The 18,153-nt window shown below is 65.9% G+C and carries 17 protein-coding genes; 4 read left to right on the top strand and 13 right to left on the bottom strand.

Features of this window, described 5'->3' with window-relative positions; all coding sequences use genetic code 11:
- Nucleotides 1–2: 2 nt before the first annotated feature.
- The 12 genes from KQ693_RS08195 to hpaI all read right to left on the bottom strand — a co-directional run bounded on the left by KQ693_RS08195 (nucleotide 3) and on the right by hpaI (nucleotide 12,656).
- Nucleotides 3–1,340: a phenylacetate--CoA ligase family protein gene (locus KQ693_RS08195; RefSeq protein ID WP_267260886.1), complete on the bottom strand. Its 1,338-nt coding sequence runs from the start codon at nucleotides 1,338–1,340 to the stop codon at nucleotides 3–5.
- The gene (gene paaI, locus KQ693_RS08190) at nucleotides 1,340–1,795 is read right to left on the bottom strand and encodes a hydroxyphenylacetyl-CoA thioesterase PaaI (protein WP_135255809.1); all 456 of its coding nucleotides are present in this window, start codon (nucleotides 1,793–1,795) and stop codon (nucleotides 1,340–1,342) included. Before paaI ends, KQ693_RS08195 begins: the two co-directional genes overlap by 1 nt.
- Before the next feature lie 3 nt (nucleotides 1,796–1,798).
- The gene (locus tag KQ693_RS08185; protein WP_135255808.1) at nucleotides 1,799–2,560 is read right to left on the bottom strand and encodes an ABC transporter ATP-binding protein; all 762 of its coding nucleotides are present in this window, start codon (nucleotides 2,558–2,560) and stop codon (nucleotides 1,799–1,801) included.
- Nucleotides 2,557–4,311, bottom strand: a complete 1,755-nt coding sequence (locus tag KQ693_RS08180) for a branched-chain amino acid ABC transporter ATP-binding protein/permease (RefSeq protein WP_267260885.1) — start codon at nucleotides 4,309–4,311, stop codon at nucleotides 2,557–2,559. Before KQ693_RS08180 ends, KQ693_RS08185 begins: the two co-directional genes overlap by 4 nt.
- Nucleotides 4,311–5,288: a branched-chain amino acid ABC transporter permease gene (locus KQ693_RS08175; protein WP_105317267.1), complete on the bottom strand. Its 978-nt coding sequence runs from the start codon at nucleotides 5,286–5,288 to the stop codon at nucleotides 4,311–4,313. Before KQ693_RS08175 ends, KQ693_RS08180 begins: the two co-directional genes overlap by 1 nt.
- 3 nt (nucleotides 5,289–5,291) lie before the next feature.
- Nucleotides 5,292–6,464, bottom strand: a complete 1,173-nt coding sequence (locus KQ693_RS08170; protein WP_267260884.1) for an ABC transporter substrate-binding protein — start codon at nucleotides 6,462–6,464, stop codon at nucleotides 5,292–5,294.
- Between the two features lie 117 nt (nucleotides 6,465–6,581).
- On the bottom strand, nucleotides 6,582–7,538 hold the full coding sequence (hpaD, locus tag KQ693_RS08165) for a 3,4-dihydroxyphenylacetate 2,3-dioxygenase (protein ID WP_135255806.1): 957 nt from the start codon (nucleotides 7,536–7,538) through the stop codon (nucleotides 6,582–6,584).
- The gene (gene hpaC, locus KQ693_RS08160) at nucleotides 7,526–7,975 is read right to left on the bottom strand and encodes a 4-hydroxyphenylacetate 3-monooxygenase reductase subunit (protein ID WP_267262368.1); all 450 of its coding nucleotides are present in this window, start codon (nucleotides 7,973–7,975) and stop codon (nucleotides 7,526–7,528) included. The genes hpaD and hpaC overlap by 13 nt, the downstream gene beginning before the upstream one ends.
- A gap of 50 nt (nucleotides 7,976–8,025) precedes the next feature.
- Complete coding sequence (gene hpaB, locus KQ693_RS08155; protein WP_267260883.1) at nucleotides 8,026–9,477, bottom strand: 4-hydroxyphenylacetate 3-monooxygenase, oxygenase component; 1,452 nt, start codon at nucleotides 9,475–9,477, stop codon at nucleotides 8,026–8,028.
- A 4-nt stretch (nucleotides 9,478–9,481) separates the two neighbouring features.
- Entirely contained in the window at nucleotides 9,482–11,032 is a 1,551-nt protein-coding gene (gene hpaE / locus KQ693_RS08150; RefSeq protein WP_267260882.1) for a 5-carboxymethyl-2-hydroxymuconate semialdehyde dehydrogenase, read from the bottom strand.
- Nucleotides 11,029–11,769 carry a fumarylacetoacetate hydrolase family protein gene (locus KQ693_RS08145; protein WP_267260881.1) on the bottom strand — a complete coding sequence of 247 codons (741 nt, stop codon included), beginning with the start codon at nucleotides 11,767–11,769 and terminating at the stop codon, nucleotides 11,029–11,031. The genes hpaE and KQ693_RS08145 overlap by 4 nt, the downstream gene beginning before the upstream one ends.
- Nucleotides 11,766–12,656 (bottom strand): 2,4-dihydroxyhept-2-ene-1,7-dioic acid aldolase, encoded by an 891-nt coding sequence (hpaI, locus tag KQ693_RS08140; RefSeq protein ID WP_267260880.1) that lies wholly within the window; start codon nucleotides 12,654–12,656, stop codon nucleotides 11,766–11,768. Before hpaI ends, KQ693_RS08145 begins: the two co-directional genes overlap by 4 nt.
- Nucleotides 12,657–12,800: 144 nt before the next feature.
- Between hpaI and KQ693_RS08135 the strand changes: the two genes are divergently transcribed.
- Nucleotides 12,801–14,177, top strand: coding sequence for a PucR family transcriptional regulator (locus tag KQ693_RS08135; protein WP_267260879.1), 1,377 nt, complete (start codon nucleotides 12,801–12,803; stop codon nucleotides 14,175–14,177).
- Nucleotides 14,178–14,186: 9 nt separating this feature from the next.
- Complete coding sequence (locus KQ693_RS08130) at nucleotides 14,187–14,618, top strand: hypothetical protein (protein ID WP_135255800.1); 432 nt, start codon at nucleotides 14,187–14,189, stop codon at nucleotides 14,616–14,618.
- A gap of 199 nt (nucleotides 14,619–14,817) precedes the next feature.
- Here KQ693_RS08130 and serA read toward each other — a convergent pair whose 3' ends face one another.
- Nucleotides 14,818–16,383, bottom strand: a complete 1,566-nt coding sequence (gene serA / locus KQ693_RS08125) for a phosphoglycerate dehydrogenase (RefSeq protein ID WP_267260878.1) — start codon at nucleotides 16,381–16,383, stop codon at nucleotides 14,818–14,820.
- 99 nt (nucleotides 16,384–16,482) lie between these two features.
- Between serA and KQ693_RS08120 the strand changes: the two genes are divergently transcribed.
- Together KQ693_RS08120 and KQ693_RS08115 are read left to right on the top strand one after the other, a co-directional pair.
- Nucleotides 16,483–17,325, top strand: coding sequence for a DegV family protein (locus KQ693_RS08120; protein WP_267260877.1), 843 nt, complete (start codon nucleotides 16,483–16,485; stop codon nucleotides 17,323–17,325).
- A complete protein-coding gene (locus KQ693_RS08115) occupies nucleotides 17,309–18,151 on the top strand; it encodes a DegV family protein (protein ID WP_267260876.1) in 843 nt (280 codons plus the stop codon). Before KQ693_RS08120 ends, KQ693_RS08115 begins: the two co-directional genes overlap by 17 nt.
- The last annotated feature ends 2 nt before the right edge of the window (nucleotides 18,152–18,153 follow it).

Genomic DNA, 18,153 nt, shown 5'->3' with positions numbered 1-18,153 from the left:
GGCTACTTCTTGCGCAGGTCCAGAACCCGCCTCAGCTTCCCCCCCTCGCTCCTCGGGGCCTCCCCCGGGGCCAGGAGGGTTACCTTCATGCTCACCCCGATGCTGTCCTTGATCTTGTGGGCCACCTTCTCCCTCAGGGCGTGGAGGCGGTGGTCCGCCTCGATGACCTCATCGGAAAGGGCTTTGCGCCCGATCTCCTGGAAGAAGGCTTCGGAAACCTCCACCTTGAGCTCGGCCTCGTCCAGGGTACCCTCCCGCCGCACCACGATCTGGTAGTAGGGCTCCACCTCGGGTATGCCCGAAAGCACCGCCTCCACCTGCGTGGGGTACACATTGACCCCGCGGATGATGAGCATGTCGTCGGTGCGGCCCAGGATGGGGCCCATGCGCACGTGCGTGCGGCCGCAGGAGCAGGCCTCGTAGGTGAGGAAGGTGAGGTCCCCCGTCCAGTACCGCAAGAGGGGCATGGCCTCCTTGGTGAGGGTGGTGAAAACCAGAACCCCCACCTTGCCCTCGGGAAGGGGCTCGCCGCTATCCGGGTCCACCACCTCGGGCAGGAAGTGATCCTCCCAGATGTGGCTCCCCTGCCGTTCCTCCACGCACTCGTTGGCAACCCCGGGACCGATGATCTCGGAAAGCCCGTAGATGTTGGTGCTCCTCACCCCAAGCCCCTCGTCCACCTGCTTCCTGATGGTCTCGGTCCAGGGCTCAGCGCCCAGCACGGCGTATTCTAGGGAAAGCTCCTCCAGGGAAACCCCCCGCTTCCTGAACTCCTCCGCCAGGGTCTGGGCGTAGGAGGGGGTGCAGGAGATCACCTCCGGGCGGAAGTCCTGAATGAGCATGAGCTGCCGCTCCGTCATGCCGCCGGAAACGGGGACCACTGTCATTCCCAAGGCCTCCGCCCCGCCGTGCAGACCTAAGCCCCCGGTGAAAAGCCCGTAACCATACGCATTGTGGAGCATCATCCCCGGCTTAGCCCCCGCCGCGGCCAGGGAACGGGCCACCACCTCCGCAAAGACCTGGAGGTCGTTTTTGGTGTAGCCCACCACGGTGGGCTTGCCGGTGGTGCCGCTGCTGGCGTGGATGCGCGCCAGCTTTTCCCGGGGCACGGCAAAAAGGCCAAAGGGGTAGTTTTCCCTGAGGTGGTCCTTTTTGGTAAAGGGGAGCTTAGGGAGGTCCTCGAGGGTCCGCACTCCCTTCGGGTCCACCCCTGCCTCGTCCAGAAGCCGCCGGTAGAAGGGCACCCTCTCGTACACGTAGGCCACGATGTTGCTAAGCCTTTCCTCCTGCAAAGCCCTCAGCTTTTCCCTGGGTAGGGTTTCCAATTCCGGTTGGTACATCATCCCTCCTCCTTGTGCCAAGCGTTCTGCCCGGAAGGTAGCCCTTCCCCTGAACCGGGAAAGGCATCCCCTCCCAGGCGAAACACCGTTCCCGTGAATAAGGCCACCAGCTTCCCTTCGGACACCACCTCCACCCGGTAGGTGGCGGTGCGCCGGGAGAGGTTGACCTCCTGGGCCCTCGCCTCCACCCGCGCTCCGGCGGAAAGGGGACGGAAGTAATCCATGCGGCAGGATAGGGCCACGGCGGGCCCCCGGGAGTTGGAGGCCAGGGCGAAGGCGCTATCCGCCAAGGCGTAGAGAAATCCTCCATGCACGGTGCCGTGGAGGTTTAAGTGCGCCTCCCCCACCACCCCGGCCACCACCGCCTCCCCCGGGGCCAGGTGCTGAATCTGAAGGCCCAAGGTCCGCATGAAGGCATCCTCCTGGTGTTCGCCCTGGGAAGCAGCCTGCCCCATTCCCTACCCCTCCTCCAGGTGCTCGCTCGGCGTAACCGCCACGTCCGACTCCTGGGAAAGCCCCAAATAAGCCTCCACCACCCGGTGATCCTGCCGTAGAGCCTCGGCGGGCCCCTCGAGGACCACCTCCCCCGCTTCCAGGACCAGCCCGCGATCGGCCAAGGCCAAGGCCACCTTGGCGTTTTGCTCCACCACCAGGAGGGTGGTCCCCTGGCCCTTAAGCTCCCTCAGGATGCGGTAGATCTCCTGCACCATCAGGGGAGCCAGGCCCAGGGAGGGCTCGTCCAGGAGGAGGAGCCGGGGCCTGGCCATAAGGGCGCGGCCGATGGCCAGCATCTGCTGCTCCCCACCGGAAAGGGTGCCGGCGGGCTGCCTCCTCCTTTCCAAAAGCCTGGGGAAAAGGGTGTAGACCCTTTCCAGGTCCGGCCTCAGGTTCTCCCTGCGGCGAAAACGGGTAAAGCCTCCCAGGAGGAGGTTGTCCTCCACGGAAAGCCCGGGGAAGAGGGCCCGGCCCTCCGGCACCAGCACCAGACCCCGGGAAAGAAGGGCCTCCGGGCTTCGCCCCCGCACCTCCTCCCCGTCCAGGACGACCTTCCCCTCCGCCTGGGCCAGGCCCAAGAGCCCCCTCAGGACACTGGTCTTCCCCGCTCCGTTGGGGCCGATGAGGGTAAGGGCCTCCCCCTCCTTTAGGGAGAAACTCACCTCCCGCACCGCCTCGAGGGGCCCGTAGCGCACGGTGAGACCCTGAACGGAAAGGAGACTCATGCCACCTCCTCCTCTCCCAGGTAGGCCGCCCGCACCAAGGGGTTCCTCTGGACCTCCTTGGGCGTGCCCTCGGCGATCTTCTCCCCGTAGTTCATCACCACCACCCGGTCTGCCAGGCCCATGATGAGGTCCATGTCGTGGTCCACGATGAGCACCGTGTAGCCCTCCCTGGCCAGGGAGCGGAGGAGGGAGGCAAGCTCCCGCTTCTCCTGGGCCCTGAGCCCCGCGGCGGGCTCGTCCAGGAGGAGCACCTCGGCCCCCGAGGCCAGGAGCCGGGCGATCTCCAGCAGGCGCTGCTGGCCCACGGAAAGGCGCTCCGCCTTTTCCAGGGCCAAGGACTCCAGCCCCACCCGCTTCAAGGCCCGGTAGGCGGTGGCCAAGGCCCGCTCCTCCTCCCTGCGGGAAAGGCCCAGCAGCGCCTGGAGAAAGCCCGCCCGGGTACGGCTGTACGTACCCAAAGCGGCGTTTTCCAGCACCGTGAGCTCCAGGAAAAGGTGCGGGTGCTGGAAGGTGCGCCCCAGACCCATGGAGTGGATCCGGTAGGGAGGAAGCCCCGTGATCTCCTTACCGAAAAGATGGACCTGGCCCCGGTCGGGGAGCAAGGCCCCCGCCACCAGGTTGAAGGTGGTGCTCTTCCCCGCCCCGTTGGGGCCGATCAAGGCCAGGATCTCCCCCCGCCTCAGGTCGAACGAAACCCCTGCCACCGCCATCAGTCCCCCGAAGGACTTCTGCAGGCCCTGGACCTCCAGAACCACCTCACCCCGGGGGCCGTCGGGGCTCTTGAGGGAAAGGGGTTCCGCCTTGGGTAGCCCTAGGTCCCGGCTCGGCAGGTACCGCTCCACCATGGGCCAGAGGCCCTTGGGGGCCAGGATGAGGATCAGGGCCAGAATGAGGCCATAGCCGATGGTCTCGTAGTTGCCCTGTTGCCCCAAGAGGAGGGGCAGGAGATCCTTTAACCAGTCCTCGAGGCCGGTGAAAAAGGCCGCCCCCAGCATCACCCCGGGAATGCTCCCCACCCCCCCGGCCACGGCCATCACCAGGTACTTGATGGAAGCCTCCAGGGAAAAGGGCGTGGGGTTGACGAAGCGCAGGAAGTGGGCGTACAGGAAACCCGCCAGGCCGGCTATGACCCCCGAGAGCAAAAAGGCCTTGAGCCTGAGGGCTGCCGGGTCCACGCCGAAGCTGGCCGCCGCCAGGGCATCCCCCCTCAGGGCCAAAAGGGCCCGCCCGATACGGCTTTGGCGCAGGTTGTAAAGGGCCAGGACCAGGAGGACCAGGAGGAAAAGGGTGAGGAAGGCGTAGCGGAAGCCGGTGTCCAGGGAGATGCCGAAGAAGTGGATCGGGGGGAGATCCGTAAGCCCAGTGTGTCCCCCGGTAAGCCCCACCAGGTTCCCCGCCAGGATGTACAGGGCCACCTGCCAGGCGATGGTGGAAAGAGGAAGAAAATGCCCCTTAAGCCGCACCGTCAGGGCACCCAGGAGCAAAGCCAAAAGAAGGGCGGAAAAGAGCCCGGCCCCGAGCCCAAGCCAAGGGGAAAGCCCAGCCTTGACCGTGAGGAGGGCGGTGGCGTAGGCCCCCATGCCCATGAAGGCCGCCTGGGCAAAGCTGGTCATCCCTGCCAGACCCGTGAGCACGTACAGGGAGAGGGCCACCATGGCGGAGAGGGCGAAGAAGTTCAGGAGGGTGAGGTAGTAGGGAAAGGGGGACAGGGCCAGGGGCAACAGGAGCAACAAAAACCAAAGGTAGCGCATCACTCCTCCACCGTTCGCGCCCGCAGGCTCTGGTAGAAGAGAGCGGGCACCAAGAGTAGGAAGACCAAGGCCTCCTTGTAGGCGCTGGCGTAGAAGCTGGTGAAGCTCTCAAAGAAGCCCACAAGGAGGGCTCCCAAAAAGGCCACCGGGTAGCTGGCAAGCCCCCCCAGGATGGCGGCCACGAACCCCTTAAGCCCCAGCATGAAGCCCATGAAGTAGGCGGCGTTGATGAGGGGGGCCAAGAGAAGCCCGGAAAAAGCCGCCAAGAGGCTGGCGATGCCGAAGGCCACCATCCCCGCTTCCTCCGGGCGTATCCCCAAGAGCCTGGCCCCAAGCCGGTTCTCCGCCGCCGCCAACAGCGCCTTTCCGAAAAGGGAGAAACGGAAGAAGAGGTAAAGGGCCATCAGGCTCAAAGCGGCGAAGAGGAGGACCAGAACCCCCTGCCAGGAGAGGCCCACCACCACCTCCCCCGAAAGAAGAGGGGCAGGACGGAACTGCTCGGGACCAAAGAAGACCAGGCCAAGCCCCTGGTAGGCCACGTGAAGGCCCACGGCCATGATGAGGAGCGAAAGCACCGTGGCCCCCCGCATGGGCTGGAAGAAGACCCGGTAGGTGGCCACCCCCAGGTACACCACGAGGAGCACCGCCGCCAGATAGGCCAAGGGAGGAACCTCTTTAGCCAGAAGGAAGAGGAGGAAAAGCCCCACCCCGCCCACAAGGGGCAGAAGGGCTCCCCGGCCCCGGGCCATGAGGGCCCAGGCCCCTCCCAGGACCAGGGCCAGCCACAGGGTGCCGGGGAGCTTGCCCTCGAGGAGCCACACCAGGGAAAGGGGGGCGAACATCAAAAGTTCCCCGATGGGCACCAGGATCACCCGGGTGACGGCAAAGACCAGAACCAGGGACAGGGCCAGAAGGCCGTAGACCACCCCGTTTTGCAATCCGTCCAAAAGGAGGAAGCTGAGGATGGTGGCGTCCATGGCTTAGCGGAAGATGCGTTCCAGCTTCCAGCGGCCGTTCTCCACCCGGACCATCACCGCGGCATCCTCAAAGCGCAGGCCCAGGTGGTCCTCCCGGCTGAAGGTGAAGACCCCGTGGGTGGCCACCAGGTTCCGGGTGGCCTCGATCTCGTCCCGCAAGGCAGCGCGGAAGGCAGCGAGGTCTTTGGCCGGGTCAGCCCGCTTCAAGGCCCGCTCCAGGGCCGGCTTCAGGATCAGCCAGGCATCCCAGGCATGGGCGCCGAAGGTGGAGTAGCTGCCGATGCCGTACTTGGCCTCGTAACGCTGGATGTAGTCCAGGGCTACCCGCTTGCTGGGGAAAGTGCCGGGAAGCTGCTCCGCCACCAGGATGGGCCCGGCCGGGAGGAAGGTGCCCTCCACGTCCTTACCCCCCACCCGGAGGAAGTCGGGGTTGGCCACCCCATGGGTTTGGTAGATGAGGCCGGCATAGGCCCGCTCCTTCAGGGTGCGCTGGGGAAGCACGGCGGGGGTACCGCTGGCCCCGATCAATACCGCGTCGGGCCGCCGGGCGATGATGCGCAGCACCTGGCCGGTCACGGAAGTGTCCGTACGGGCATAACGCTCGCTGGCCACCACCTGCAGGCCCTTGGCCTTGGCCTCGGCCTCGAAGAAGCGGGCCCAGCCCTCCCCGTAGGCATCGTTAAAGCCGATGTAGGCCACGGTCTTGACCCCCCTGGCCACCATGTCCGCCACGATGGCCCGGGCCATGAGCTCCTCCGTCTGGGGGGTCTTGAAGACCCAGTGCCGCTGGGCGTCCACGGGGTAGATGATGTCCTTGCTGGCCGCCAGCGAGATCATGGGCACCTTGGCCTCGGCCACCACGGGGATCATGCCCAGGGAAGCCGGGGTGGTGGTGGTGCCGATGACGGCCACTACCCCCTCCTCCACCAGGCGGCGGGTATTCCGCACCGCCTGGGTGGTATCCGAGGCATCGTCCAGGATCACGAACTGCACCTTGCGCCCAGCCACGCCCCCCGTGCGGTCCAGCATCTCCTGGAGCATGAGGAAGGTGTTCCGCTCGGGAATGCCCAAGGAAGCGGCAGGGCCGGTGGCCGAAACCACCACACCCACCTTGAGTGCCTCCTGGGCCATGGCCGAAAGGCCTAAAACCAACAGGGCTACCAACCAGCGCTTCATCTTCTTCCCCTCCTTCGTCTCTTTCCCACCGCCTATTCCCACCGGGCGAGACCCGGATTGGGTCTAACTAACGATCGTTTGCCTTCCAGTTTAACCAGGGACTTCTGTCCCGTCAAGCTAGGTCACGTGCTCGGGGATGCCGACAAGGGGCGAGGGCCGCGTGGGCAAGGGCTTCCCCTCAAGGTCCACAAGGGCGCTTCCCTCCAGGAACCAGCTCTTTGGGGTCCTGTGCCCCCAGAGGGTCTGCCGCCTGGGGTCGTTCAGGCTCCAGCGCACCGGGGGCAGGTCGGGGTCCACGGTGAGGTAGTCGGAGGTGTAAAGCTCGATGCGGTGCCCGTCCGGGTCCTTGAGGTAGAGGAACATGGCGTTGGAGATCCCGTGCCGCCCGGGCCCCCGTTCGATCTGGTCCGTCCTGCGGGCTCCCGCCAGGATGTCCGCCGCCTTCAGGATGGCCATGGGGTCGGGAAGCCAGTAGGCGAAGTGGTGGAGCCTCGGACCCTCTCCGTTGGTGAAGGCCACGTCGTGGACGTTCCCCTTGCGGTGGAGCCAGCTGGCCCAAAGCCTCCCCTCATCGTCCTCCGTGTACTCGGTGAGGCGGAAGCCCAGCCTCTCCTGGTAATAGCGGGTGGCCCGCTCCACCTCGGGGGAGAAGAGGTTCAGGTGGTCGATGCGCAAAATCCCCGGCCCCCGGTAGAGGTGGTACTCCTGCAACACCCGGGGAAGCTTCTCGGCCCCCGCGTAGAAGACCAGGGGATAGCCGAAGGGGTCCTGAACGCGGAGCATCCTGGGCCTACCCCAGTCCGTTTCCAACCGGTGGGGAAGCCCCTCCTGTTCCGCCCAAGCCTGGGCCTCTTCCATCCCCTTCTCGTCCACCTTGAAGCCCAGGCTCCGCACCGCGGGAAGTTCCGCCTGGGTGAGCTTCAGGCTCCACTCCAGCTCCTCGTAGCCCCGGAGGTAGGCGCTTTTCCCCTCCTTGCGCTCCAGGCGGAAGCCCAAAAGCCCCTCGTAGAACTCCAGGCTTTTCTCCAGGTCCCTCACCCAAAGCTCTATGAACCCCACCCTCACGATGGCCATACCAACCTCCTGTAACCCCGGCCGAAGTACACCAAGGGAAGGCCCGGCTCCCCCAGCTCCACCGCCTCCACCCGGCCCACCACCAGCCGGTGGTCCCCCCCGGGGTAGGCCGCCTCCAGGCGGCAGCGCAGCACCGCCAAGGCCCCTGGCACCCTGGCCTCCACCAACCCCACCCCTTCCTGGGGTTTGCCGGCAAAGTGCTGGGAAACCGCCTCCTGCCCCTCTCTCAAAAAGCTGACGGTGAAGGCCCGGGAGGCCTCCAGAAGGGGCAAAAGCCTCGCCTTCTCATGAATGCCCAGGGCCACCAGGAGAGGCTCGAGGCTCAAGGACATGAAGGCGGTGGCGGTCATGCCCCGCTCCTCCTCCCCCAGCCGGGCGGACACCACGGTCACCCCTGCGGCAAACCGGCTTAGGGCCTCCTTGAAGGCCTCCTTCAAGGCCTCGTCCGGCTTGGGCAAACCCGCAGGCCCCTCGGGGAAGGCACCCGTCACGCCTCCACCTCCGCAAACACGGAAAGCGCCCTCTTCAGGTAGGCGCGGATCCGCTCCTTGTAGGGCTCTTTATCGTAGACGCTAAAGAGGGTCTGGTACATGCGCACCGGATCCCCGAAGAAGAAGCGCTCGTAAAGCTCCTGCCGGGCTCCGAATCCCGAGAGGGTCATGTCCCAGGCCAGGCGGAAGAGGGCCACCCGCTCCTTGGCCTCGAGGGTAGCCCCCTGCAGATACTTTTCCAGCAAGGGGGCCAGGGGGCCCTTGAAGTCCCGCTCCGAGGGCAGGGTGATCAGGCCGCTGGCCCCGATCTGCTCCAGGATCTCCCTAAGCCGGGGGTAGAGCCTGGGGTACAGGTTCCTCGCCCCGTCCAAGGCCCCCCGGTCGGGTACCAGCAGGCCAAAGGCATTCTCCTTGGCCTCCTCCTCCGCCCGGGTCCAGAAGGCCCGCATGGCCTCCAGGTAGACGATGATCTCGGCGATCTTCTCCTGCACGTGGCTGTAGGCGTCGGCCCCGATCCCCTCGGCCATCAAGGCCGCCACCCCCAAAAAGGCCTCGGTCTTGGCGGTCTTCAAGGCCACCACCTGGTGGGCCATGTGGTTCAAGGCCCCCGTGGCGGCGTAGGCGTTGTTGCAGAGCTCCACGTTCCCCAAAATGAAGACCCGCTCCCACGGGACCAACACATCGTCAAAGATCACCAGGCAGTCCACCTCCTCGAGGCGGCTGCTAAGGGGGTAGTCGAAGGGGCTATCCCCTCCCACCAAGGCCTCGCGGCAGACGAAGTGAAGGCCCGGGGTCGAGGTGGGCAGGGCGAAGGCAATGGCGTACTTCTCGTTGCCCGGCCCCTCCTTAAGCAGGGTGGAAGGGAAGATGAGGACCTCGTCCGCCAGGGGAAAGGTGGCGGTCATGCGGGCTCCCCGCACCACGATGCCCTTTTCCGTCTGACGCACCACCCCCACGGGGATGTAGGGGTCGGGCTGGGCCGCGGGGGGCTTGGCCCGGTTCACCTGGGGGTTGGTGAGGGCGTGGGTGGTGGCCAGGTCGTGGTCGCGGAGGTAGCGGTAGTAGGCCCGCACGTTGTCGGCAAACTCCCCAAAGTACTCGGCGCTGGCGGCATAGGCCATGACCACGGCGTTCAGGTAGTCCGGGCTACGGCCCATCATCCCCAGGTTCTGGTCGGCCCAGAGCTTGTAGGCCTGGCCCCGCCGCTTCAGGTCCTCCTTGGTCTTGGGGATGAGGAAGCTCATCCCGTGCCGCTTCCCCTCCTCCTCGTAGGTGAGGGCCTCCCGGTACCGAGGATCGTGCTGCAGGTCATAGAGGGCCGCCATGGTGCGCACGATGCCCCGGAAGACGGGATGGGTGGTGGGGTCCTCTACCTTTTCCCCCTTGTACCAGAGGTTGGGGGGCCGCTCCTTCAAGGCTTCCAGATACTCCGCTCCTGTTCTCGCCATCCTCTCACCTCTTTCCGAACTTGGGCACGTGGGGGGGCCTTAGGGGAAGCCCCACGGCCTTGAGGTCGGTGTAAAACTCAAGAGCATAAAGGCCACCCTCCCGCCGCTCCCCGCTGGCCTTCACCCCGCCAAAGGGGGTGGGCAGGTGGCGCACGTTGTGGCTGTTCAGGTATACGAGGCCCGCCTCTAGCTCCAAGGCCAGGCGATGGGCCCTTTCCAAGTCCCGGGTGAACACGTAGGCCGCAAGGCCATACCGGGTGTCGTTGGCCTTCCTAAGGGCTTCCTCCTCGTCCTTGAAAGGAATGGCCACCAAGACGGGCCCGAAGATCTCCTCCTGGGCGATTTTCATGTGGTTTCCCCCCACGAAGAGGGTGGGCTCCAGGTAGTTCCCCTGGGAAAGATCCTCCCTGCGGAAGGAGGTGGTGGCCCTCCTTCCGCCCACGAGAAGCCTCGCCCCCTCCTTAAGGCCCGCCTCCACATACCCCAAAACCCTCTCCAGGTGCTCGGGGTGGATGAGGGGGCCCACCTCGGTCTCGGGGTCCAGGGGATGGCCCACCCGGATGGCCCGCGCCCTTTCGGCTACCCTCTCCACAAAGGTTTCAAAGATGGACTCCTCCACCAGGAGGCGGGAGCTCGCTGTGCACCGCTCCCCGTTGAAGGAGTAGATCTGGAAGACCACCGCATCCAAAGCCCTTTCCAGATCGGCGTCGGCAAAGACCAGGGCCGGGCTTTTCCCGCCAAGCTCCAGGGAAAGCCGCTTAAGGTGGCGGGCGGCGTTTTGCATCACGATCTTCCCGGTTTCCGTCTCCCCGGTGAGGGTGATGAGGGGAACAAGGGGATGGGCCACCAGGGCAGCCCCCGCCTCCTCGCCGTAGCCCTGGACCAGGTTGAAGACCCCAGGGGGAAGGTCCGCCTCCTGCACGATCTCCGCCAGCTTGCTGGCGGTTAAGGGGCTCCACTCCGCGGGCTTCAGCACCACCGTGTCCCCGAAGGCCAGGGCCGGGGCGATGCGCCAGGTGGAAAGCATCAGGGGAGCGTTCCAGGGAGTGATGATGCCCACCGGCCCAGCCGGGACCCTCAGGCTGTAGTAAAGCCAGTCCTGGTCCACGGGGAAGGTGCGGTCCTCCATGGCGTGCTCGGCGTACTCGGCGTAGAAGGCAAAGTTCTCCGCGGAGCGGGCCACCTGGGCCTTGACAATCCGCAGCACCTGCCCAGCATCCAAGGCCTCCACCACCGCCAGCTCATCCGCATGCTTTTCCAAAAGCTCAGCGATCCTCAGGAGGTAGCGCTTCCTCTCCCGGGCCGGGGTGCGGCTCCACCGCTGGAAGGCCTCGTGGGCCGCCTTGGCCGCCCGGTCCACTTCCCTCTCCCCGCCCCGGGCCGCGTGGGAGAGCACCTCGTTGGTGGAAGGATCCAAGGTGGGAAAGACCTCCCCGCTTTCCGAGGGGCGGAACTCCCCGCCGATGAAGTGGAGGGCCGTCCACCCCTTTAGGGCGTTTCGAATGGCCTCGATCCTTTCCCAGGGAATCCCTGCCACCTGGTCCTGGTACCTCATGCCTCCTCCTCTATGGGGTTTTCCAAAGCGCCAAGCCCTTGGATCTCCAGCCGCATCACATCCCCGGGAAGCACCCGGCTTATGCCCTTGGGCGTCCCGGTGAGGATGACGTCGTAGGGCTCCAGGGTCATGAACTCGGATATGTACTCCAAAAGCTCCGCCACGCTGTAGAGCATCCTCGAGGTGTGCCCTTCCTGACGAAGCTCCCCGTTCACATAGGCCCTTAGGGTGAGGTTCTGAGGATCCTCCACCTCCCCCACCACCAGAAAGGGTCCAAGGGGGCCAAAGGTATCCCATCCCTTGGCCCGGATGGGAGGGCGGAAGGTGTTGGAAACGTAGTCCCGCACCACCAGGTCGTTGGCGATGGTGTATCCCAGGACGTAGTCCAGGGCCTCCTTGGCCTTCACCCTGCGCATGGGCCGGCCCACCACCACCGCCAGCTCCACCTCGTAATGCATGTACTCCGCCCCTTTTGGGTAACGCACCACGCCCTTGTGGGGAAGGAGGCTATTGTTCGGCTTCCAAAAAAGCGCGGGCTCCTCGGGACGGGAAAGGCCCAGCTCCTCGGCATGGTCCGCATAGTTCAGGGCCACCCCGATCACCTTGCCGGGGGTGAAGGGAAGGAGCCAGGTGACCCCCTCGGGATCATGGGCCTCCCCAGCTTCGTCCAGGAGAACGCCCTCCCTATAAACCCCGTGATGGAGCCTTCCCTTAGCCAGGAAACGGCAGAGCTTCATGCCTCCTCCCCGATCAGGCGGTAGCGCCGGGCCATGGCCCTTAGCCTCTCCTCCACCTCGGGGGTGGTGGGACCCAAGGGGAGGCGCCACTCCTTCTCCAAAAGGCCCATCCAGGAGAGCACCGTCTTCAGGGGAATGGGGTTCGTGTCCCAGAAGATGGCCTCGTTGGCCTCGAGGAGGTGATAATGAAGCTCCCTGGCCCCCCGGAAATCCCCCGCCAGGGCCAGCTCCGTGAGCCTCGCCACCTCTTTGGGAAGCCAGTTGGCGGTGGCGGCGATGGTCCCCACCGCTCCCAGGCTCATCATGGGCAGGGTGAGGCTTTCCAAGCCGCAGAACACCAGGAAGTCCTGGCCCACCTCCTGGAAGAGCTGGGAGAGGTACTCCAGGTCCTTGGAGGAGTGCTTGAGCCCCACGATGTTGGGAAAGTCCCGCCTGAGGCGGGCCACGGTCTTGGGGGCGATCTCCACCCCTGCCCGGCCCGGGATGTTGTAGATGAGGATAGGAAAGTCGGGCACCGCCTGGGCCACCTCGGCGAAGTAGCGGTAAAGTCCTTCCTGATTGGGTTTAACGTAGTAGGGGACGATGACCATGGCCCCCTGGGCCCCTGCTTCCCTGGCGAAGCGGGTGAGCTCGAGGGTTTCCTCAAGCCTGAGGGCCCCGGTGCCGGGGATGACGGGAACCCGGCCCGCCGCCTGCTCCAGGGCGACCTCGATCACCCGCTTCCGCTCCTCCAGGGTCTGGGTGCCAGGCTCGCCCGTGGTGCCCCCCACGCTAAGGCCATGGGAGCCCCCCTGGATTACCCGCTCCACCAAACCCCGGAGGGCTTCCTCGTCGATCCGGCCCCGCCGAAAGGGTGTAGGTAAGGGAGGAATGGACCCGCGGAACATGCTGCTCCTTTCGCCCCTTAGGATGACCGTCCCGGGCCGGGAGGGCAACTGTAGGGAGCACAAGATTGCGCCCGTATTTGTTCCTTTATACAAAATGACCCCCCTTGCACCCTGGTCGAGCGGGGTATATTGTGCAAAACAACAATGCCCACGCCAGAGTTTAGCCCAACCTCCGTTACCTTCCTCCATCTGGCCCAGGACCTGGGCCTCGAGGTCCTGGTCCCCTCCCACAGGCCGGTCCTCTACCTCCTGGAGGAGCCGAGACCCCTCCTGCCCCTGGAGGGAGCCCTTCTCCTCACCCGCCCCGAGGGAAACCTCTGGCGCTACCGCACCGCCTCCGGCTTCCTCCTTCCGGCCCCGGACCCGGAACTCCTGGAGTATGCCCGGAAGGAGGGCCTGGGGGTAGCGGTCTACCCTCCTTGGCTGAAGCGGGAGGAACTGGCCAAGGCGGTGGCCCTGCGCCTCTTCCACCTGGGCTCGGGCCTGGGGATGGCCGGGCTTTTGGACCTCCTGTTGAGGCTTCCGGAAAGGCCCTTCCTGGAAGTCCTCTACCAGGCCACAGGCCTGGCCCTGGCCCGGGTAGCCCCCTGGGGAGAGGTGCTGGGATTTGCCGGCCCCGTGCCTCCCCAGCACCCCAAGGAGCCCGGGGAAGGCCGGGGATGGCTTTCCCTGGAGGCAGGGGAGGGCGTTCTGGTGGCCTACGGGGAGGAGGAGGGTCTACGGCAGGCCCGGGGCCTTCTGGAGGTGGCCGCCCGGCTTCTTCGGGTGCGGGCCCTGGAACGCTCCCTGGAAAGGATGCGGGAGGAATCCCTGGGCGGGGCGCTCCTGGAGGGCCTCATCCTGGGGGAAGCGGAACCCGACCGGCTCTTCGCCTTTGGCTTCACCGAGGGGGTGGAGTGGGTCCTGGCCCTGGTGGAACCCAAGGCGGTACCGGGCCGCCACCGGCTGGCGGAGGAGCAGAGGCGGGAAGCCACCCTGGAATTAAGGCGCCGGGCCGGCACCTTCCTGGACCGGCTGGGCGTGCCCTACCTCCTCACCACCCGGGGAAACCGCCTGGCGGCCATGTGGCAGGTGCACAACCCCAGGAAGGAGGCGCAAGACCTCCTTTCTGCCCTGCCCCCGGGGAGCCGGATGGGGTATTCCGCAGTGCACGCCGCTGGCGAGGAGGTGCAAAACGCCTACCGCGAGGCCCTCATCGCCCTCAAGGCGGCCCGGGCGGGGGAGGCCCTTTCCTTCAGCGGCCTGGATCCCGTGGCCTTTGTGCTCCTCCAGCAATCCCCCGAGGACCTGAAGGCCCTGGTGGAGCGCTACCTACCCCTTCCCCCGAAGCTCCTGAAGACCCTCGAGGTGTACATGGCCACGGGCAATGTGGGGGAGGCGGCCTCTTCCCTCCACATCCACCCCAACACCCTGCGCTACCGCCTCAAGCGGATCGAAGCCGCCCTGGGTTCTCTGTCCCGCCCCGAGGTCCTGGCCCAGGTTCACCTGGCCCTCAAGGCCCGAGACCTCCTGATGGGGTAAGATCCCTATATGCCAAAGCCCAGGGTGGTTCTCCTGGTTCTCCTGCTTTTGGGCGGCGTGGGCTTTGCCCAGACCCTCCTGGAGGCCACCGCCGTGGTGGCCTTGGCCTCCAGCCTGGACCCAGCGGTGCGCCTGCCCACGGGAAGCTACAAGGCCAAAAACCCTGAACCCCTCCTCCTTCGCTTTCCCGAGGCCAAGGGGTATGCCCTCGAGGCCTTTGTGGCCAAAGGCATCGCCAGCAGGCTCCACGCTGCTTTCGTCCAGCAGGTCCTCACCAGCTTCGCCGCCGCAGGCTACTTCGTGGAGAGGCAGGAGGAGAAAACCATAGACGGGGAGGTGCGAAGCCTTTACCTCCTCAAGGACAGCCTGGGCCGGTCCGCCATCCTCCTGGTGGTGCGCAAGGGGGAGGAACTGGTCTACGGGTTCGGGAAGAAGCGCTGAACCCGTAGACTCCGCACCGGGCCCGGGCTATCCCAAGCGCCGGAGAAGCGACTCACTTCTCCCAATTCCCCTTACCCCAGCACAAGGGCGCTTTCTTGCGGCAAGCGGGGGGAAGTATGTGTGCTTCTTTTCACGATTAAACCAGCATGTGCCCATATTCTCTGCCACTATCACCCCCAACCTACCTCCCATCCCAGATCTACAGCTCCACCAGATCCACCCTCTCCAGCACCGGCAAGGCCCTAAGGGCCTCCAGGACCTCCAGGTTTGGCTTCTGGTCCACGGTGAGCACAAAGAGGGCCCTTCCCCCCGGCACATCCCGGCCCAGTTGCATCCCGGCAATGTTCACCCCGGCCTCGCCCAGGAGGGTTCCCACCTGGCCCACCACCCCCGGGCGGTCGTAGTTGATGCAGACCAGCATGTACCCTTCCGGCACCACCTCGAGGGCATAGTCGTCAATCCCCACCAGACGGGGCTTACCCGCCATGACCACCCCCCGGGCCCGGCGCTCCTCCTGGTCGGTGGCAAGGCGCACCTCCAGAAGCCTGGTGTACTCCCCCGCCTCCTCCTGCCTGCGGGTGACAAGCCGGATGCCCCGGTCCTTAAGGAGGGGCCTGGCGGAAACCAGGTTCACCATCTCCTCCCCCAGCACCCGGGAGAGGAAGCCCTTGGCCACGGCGCTGGCCACGGGCTCGGGGTCCTTTTCAAACCGGCCCAGGAAGCTTACCTCCAGCACCTCGGGCCGGCCCCGGGTGATCTGGGCAAGAAGCTTCCCTAACGCCTCCCCCAGGGGCAGGAACCCCCTCAGTGCCTCGAGGGCCTCGGGATCAAACCCGGTGTTCAGGGCATAGGAAAGATCCCCCTCCAGGGTGCGCACCACCCGCTCCAAAACCGCCTCTCCCACCCGGTCCTGGGCCTCAAAGGTGTTGGCCCCCAAGTGGGCGGTGAGGACCACCTTCGGGTGGTTAAGAAGCGGGTGGTCCTTGGGGGGAGGCTCCTGGGTAAACACGTCCAGGCCCGCGGCGAACAGGTGGCCCTCTTCCAACACCTCCAACAGGGCCTTCTCGTCCACGATGCCCCCTCTGGCGGCGTTCACCACCACCGCCCCCCGGGGGAGGAGGTAGAGTTCCCTCCGCCCGATCATCCCCCGGGTTTCCTCGGTGAGGGGGGTGTGGACGGTGAGGAAGTGGCTCTGACGGAGGAGGTCGGAAAGGTCCTCCAGGAGCTCCACCCCCAGGCTCTCCGCCCGGGTCCGGGGGATGTAGGGGTCGTAGGCCAAGACCCGCATCTCAAACCCCTTGGCGAAGCGGGCCACCTGGCTTCCGATCCTCCCCAGGCCGACGATGCCCAGGGTTTTCCCCTTAAGCTCCAGGCCCAGGAACTTCCGGTCCCACTCCCCGGCGCGGATCTTGCGGTCGGAAAGGGCGATGCCCCGGGCCGCCGCCAGAAGGAGGCCAAAGGCCAGCTCCGCCGCCGAGCGGGTGTTGGCCTCGGGAACGTTCACCACCAGGATGCCCAGGCGGCTTGCTGCCTCGAGGTCCACGTTGTCCACGCCCACCCCGCCCCGTCCCACCACCTTGAGCCGCTTGCCCCGCTTCAGTAGCTCGGCATCCACCTGGGTTCGGCTCCGGGTGATGAGGGCATCGTAGGCGGGGATGATCTCCAAAAGCTCCTCCCGCCCGATCCCCGGCCGGTAGTCCAAAAGCACCCCTGGGTACTTCACATCCCCAAGCCGCATCTCGTCGGACACCAAGACCCGCCACATATACCCTTGACCCTAGCAGAAAGCCCCTTTAAGAGCAACAAGCCCGCTACACTACACCACAAGCCTGTGGTATCTTGTCCGGGAGCACAAGGAGGAGATATGAAGGTAGCCTTGATCACCGACTCCACCTCTGACCTACCCAGGCCCCTACGGGAACGCCTGGGGGTAAGGGTGGTACCCCTTTACGTGAACCTGGGAGGACGCATCTACAGGGACTGGGAGGAGATCACCCCCGAGGAGATCTTCAAGAAGGTGCGGGAGGGGGAGGCCTTTCCCACCACCAGCCAGCCTTCCCCTGAGGATTTCCAGCGGGCCTACCAGGAGTCCCTGCAGGAGGCCGACCACGTGCTTTCCATCCACATCTCGGCCAAGCTCTCGGGAACGGTGCAGTCCGCCCTTCTCGCGGCGCAAAACTTTCCCGAGCGGATCACCGTCTTTGACAGCCAGGCCGCTTCCTTGGGGATAGGCATGATGGTCCTGCGGGCCCACGAGCTCTTGCAAGCGGGCCAGGCCCTGCCGGAAGTCATCCGCGAGCTTGAGCGCATCCGCCAGGATCACTTCGTGCGCTTCAGCGTGGCCACCCTGGAGTTTTTGAAGCGAGGGGGGCGCATCGGCGGAGCCCAGGCCCTGTTGGGCACCCTCCTGGGCATCAAGCCCATCCTGACCCTGAGGGAAGGCCGGGTGGAGGCGGCAGGCCGGGCCCGGGGGGAAAGGAAAGCCAGGGAGGAGATCCTCAAGGACTTCCAGGCTTGGGCCAGGGGACGGGAGCACATCCGGGCCTTCTTCCTTTATAGCGCTGAGGAAAACGCCGTGAGGGAGCTTAAGGAGATGGTTTTGGCCTCGGGCCTTCCCGTGGAGGAAGCCCTGGTGAGCGAGCTGGGAGCGGTGATCGCCAGCCACACCGGGCCCGGCACCTACGGGTTCTATGCCTACAGCCTCTAATGTAGCCTTCGTGGCCGACTCCACCTTAGGCCTGAGCCCGGAAGGGGCCTTAAAACAGGGTATTCACGTGGTGCCCCAGCAGGTGATCTGGGGGAATAGAACCCTCCGCGACCAGCTGGACATCACCGACGAGGCGGTCCTGGACCTCCTGCGCCGAGGGGAGCGGCTTTCCACCAGCCAGGTGGCCCTCGAGGACCTGCGCTCCACCTACGAAACCCTCCTGCAAACCCACGAGCGGGTGCTTTCCGTCCACGTGTCCGGCCACCTCTCGGGGACCGTGGCCACCGCCATGGCGGTGGCCCGGGGGTTCGGGGAAAGGGTCAAGGTGCTGGATTCCTGGTCCCTGAACGGGGGCCTCCTCTTGGTGCTGGAGGAAGCCCGCCGGCTTCTGGGAAGAGGGGTGGCCTGGGAACACCTGGATGAAGCCCTTGCCCCTTACCGGGAGAGGGTGCGGGGCTATGTCCTCCCCGAAACCCTTATCTACCTGCACCGCTCCGGGCGGATCTCCGGCCTGCAGAGGTTCATGGGCGGGCTTCTCAGCATCCTTCCGGTGCTGGAGGTCAAGGCGGGCCGGGTCCTGGCTGGTCCGCGCGTGCGGAGCTTCAAGGAGGGCCTGCGCAGGCTGGTGGAGCTCTTCCGCCGGGACTTCCCGGATGGGGGACTCGTTTACCTGGCCCATGCGGGCAACCCGGAGGGCGCCAGGACCTTGGGCGAGGCCCTGAGGGCGGAAGGCGTGGAGGTCTTGGGCACCTTGCGGGCAGGGGCTGCGGTGAGCGTCCACGCGGGCCCGGGCACCGTGGCCCTCTTCGCCGGGCCCAGGGGGTGAAG

The sequence above is a fragment of the Thermus brevis genome (genome assembly GCF_026427635.1).
Classification (GTDB): Bacteria; Deinococcota; Deinococci; order Deinococcales; family Thermaceae; genus Thermus; species Thermus antranikianii.
Note: the sequence above shows the minus strand (reverse complement) of the source record. Positions and strands in the feature narration are given on the sequence as shown.

Excerpts from the sequence above, each read along its gene's own strand:
- KQ693_RS08195 (WP_267260886.1), bottom strand. The coding sequence starts at position 1,340 with ATGTACCAACCGGAATTGGAAACCCTACCCAGGGAAAAGCTGAGGGCT.
- paaI (WP_135255809.1), bottom strand. The coding sequence starts at position 1,795 with ATGGGGCAGGCTGCTTCCCAGGGCGAACACCAGGAGGATGCCTTCATG.
- KQ693_RS08185 (WP_135255808.1), bottom strand. The coding sequence starts at position 2,560 with ATGAGTCTCCTTTCCGTTCAGGGTCTCACCGTGCGCTACGGGCCCCTC.
- KQ693_RS08180 (WP_267260885.1), bottom strand. The coding sequence starts at position 4,311 with ATGCGCTACCTTTGGTTTTTGTTGCTCCTGTTGCCCCTGGCCCTGTCC.
- KQ693_RS08175 (WP_105317267.1), bottom strand. The coding sequence starts at position 5,288 with ATGGACGCCACCATCCTCAGCTTCCTCCTTTTGGACGGATTGCAAAAC.
- KQ693_RS08170 (WP_267260884.1), bottom strand. The coding sequence starts at position 6,464 with ATGAAGCGCTGGTTGGTAGCCCTGTTGGTTTTAGGCCTTTCGGCCATG.
- hpaD (WP_135255806.1), bottom strand. The coding sequence starts at position 7,538 with ATGGCCATCGTGAGGGTGGGGTTCATAGAGCTTTGGGTGAGGGACCTG.
- hpaB (WP_267260883.1), bottom strand. The coding sequence starts at position 9,477 with ATGGCGAGAACAGGAGCGGAGTATCTGGAAGCCTTGAAGGAGCGGCCC.
- hpaE (WP_267260882.1), bottom strand. The coding sequence starts at position 11,032 with ATGAGGTACCAGGACCAGGTGGCAGGGATTCCCTGGGAAAGGATCGAG.
- KQ693_RS08145 (WP_267260881.1), bottom strand. The coding sequence starts at position 11,769 with ATGAAGCTCTGCCGTTTCCTGGCTAAGGGAAGGCTCCATCACGGGGTT.
- hpaI (WP_267260880.1), bottom strand. The coding sequence starts at position 12,656 with ATGTTCCGCGGGTCCATTCCTCCCTTACCTACACCCTTTCGGCGGGGC.
- KQ693_RS08135 (WP_267260879.1), top strand. The coding sequence starts at position 12,801 with ATGCCCACGCCAGAGTTTAGCCCAACCTCCGTTACCTTCCTCCATCTG.
- KQ693_RS08130 (WP_135255800.1), top strand. The coding sequence starts at position 14,187 with ATGCCAAAGCCCAGGGTGGTTCTCCTGGTTCTCCTGCTTTTGGGCGGC.
- serA (WP_267260878.1), bottom strand. The coding sequence starts at position 16,383 with ATGTGGCGGGTCTTGGTGTCCGACGAGATGCGGCTTGGGGATGTGAAG.
- KQ693_RS08120 (WP_267260877.1), top strand. The coding sequence starts at position 16,483 with ATGAAGGTAGCCTTGATCACCGACTCCACCTCTGACCTACCCAGGCCC.
- KQ693_RS08115 (WP_267260876.1), top strand. The coding sequence starts at position 17,309 with ATGCCTACAGCCTCTAATGTAGCCTTCGTGGCCGACTCCACCTTAGGC.